Below are 1814 nucleotides of genomic sequence, written 5' to 3'. Positions count from 1 at the left end.
TCGACCAGCAGCAGGCCCACGCCCTCGGACCAGCCGGTGCCGTCCGCGGCCGCGGCGAACGGCTTGCACCGCCCATCCGGCGCCAACCCGCCCTGGCGGCTGAACTCGGTGAAGCAGCCGGGGGTGGCCATGACGGTGACGCCGCCGGCCAGCGCGAGCGTGGACTCGCCGCTGCGTAGTGACTGGGCGGCCAGGTGCAGGGCCACCAGCGACGACGAACAGGCCGTGTCGATGGTGACCGCCGGACCCTCCAGACCGAAGGTGTAGGCGATCCGGCCCGAGGCGACGCTGAGGGCGCTGCCGATGCCGACCTGGCCCTCGAAGCCCTCCGGGGTGTCGGTCAGCCGGGACAGATAGTCCTGGGAGATGACACCGGCGAACACCCCGGTGCGGCTGCCGCGCAACGACTGCGGGTCGATGCCGGCCCGCTCGAACGCCTCCCAGGCCGTCTCCAGCAGCAGCCGCTGCTGCGGGTCAGTGGCGGTCGCCTCACGCGGGCTGATCCGGAACAGCTCCGCGTCGAACTCGGCCGCGTCGTAGAGGAAGCCACCCTTGGTGGTGGCCGAAGTTCCGGTGCGCTCGGGGTCCGGGTCCATCAGCCGGTCGAGGTCCCAGCCGCGGTCGTCCGGGAAATCCCCGATGCCGTCCCGTCCTTCGCCGACGAGCTGCCACAGGTCCTCCGGCGAGGCGACGCCGCCGGGGAAACGGCAGGCCATGCCGATGATGGCGATGGGCTCGTCCTGATCGGCCTGGACCGCGGCGGTGGTGTCGGCGGCCGGCATCGTGCCGAACATCTCGTCGAGCATGAAGCGGGCCAGCAGGGCGGGCGTCGGATGGTCGAAGACCAGCGTGGTCGGTAGCTGCAGCCCTGTCGCGGCTGTGAGCCGGTTCCGCATCTCGACAGCGGTGAGCGAGTCGAAGCCCAGCTCCCGGAACGTGCGGTCGGTGCCGACCGCGGCGGCGTCACCGAGGACCAGCACCGTCGCCACATGGCTGCACACCAGGTCCAGGACGCGCCGCTCCCGCTTCTCGGGGGCCAGCGCGGACAGCTCCTCGACCAGCGGGACTCCCCGGCCTTTGGAGGCGGTCCCGCGTACCGCGGACGTGGCGGCAGCTCGCCGTGGCTGGACCAGGGTGCGGAGCAGCGGCGGCACGGCGGCCGGGTCGAGGGCGCGGGTGTCCAAGCCGGTCGGCAGCAGGAAGGCCCGGCTGCCGGACAGGCCCGCATCGAAGAGGGCCAGACCGTGGGCGGAGGTGAGGGGGATGACGCCCGCCCGGCTCACCCGTGCGACGTCGGCGTCGTCCAAGTGCTGCGTCATACCGCTGGCCTCGGCCCACAGACCCCATCCGAGGGAGGTAGCGGGCAGGCCGTGCCGGTGGCGATGGTGGGCGAGGGCGTCGAGGAAGGTGTTGGCCAGCGCGTAGTTGGCCTGGCCCGGTGCGCCGAAGGTGGCGGCGGCAGAGGAGAACAGGACGAAGGCGTCCAGGTCCAGGTGGGCGGTCAGCTCGTGCAGGTGCCACGCGGCGTCCACCTTCGGGCGTAGCACGGTGACGAGCTGTTCGGGGGTGAGGCGGTCGACGGTGGCGTCGTCGAGCACACCGGCGGTGTGGATGACGGCGGTGAGGGGGTGGTCGTCGGGGATGGTGCTCAGCAGGTCGGCCAGTGCTGCCTTGTCGGCGGTGTCGCAGGCGGTGATGCGGACGTCGGCGCCGAGCGCGGTGAGCTCCTCGTGGAGGGCGGTGGCGCCGGGGGCGTCCGGACCGGAGCGGCTGGTCAGCAGCAGGTGCCGGGCGCCGTGCGCGGTGATCAGGTG

The 1814-nt window shown here is 72.8% G+C and carries 1 protein-coding gene; it reads right to left on the bottom strand.

The genetic code is table 11. The annotated features are described in order from the left end of the window. On the bottom strand, positions 1-1814 hold a 1814-nt coding region (locus VE546_RS04285), incomplete at both ends, for a type I polyketide synthase (protein WP_324918513.1).

The organism is Streptomyces sp. (assembly GCF_035644915.1).
Taxonomy (GTDB): Bacteria; Actinomycetota; Actinomycetes; order Streptomycetales; family Streptomycetaceae; genus Streptomyces.
The sequence above is the reverse complement of the archived record's forward strand: the minus strand, read 5'-3'. Positions and strand labels throughout refer to the sequence as shown.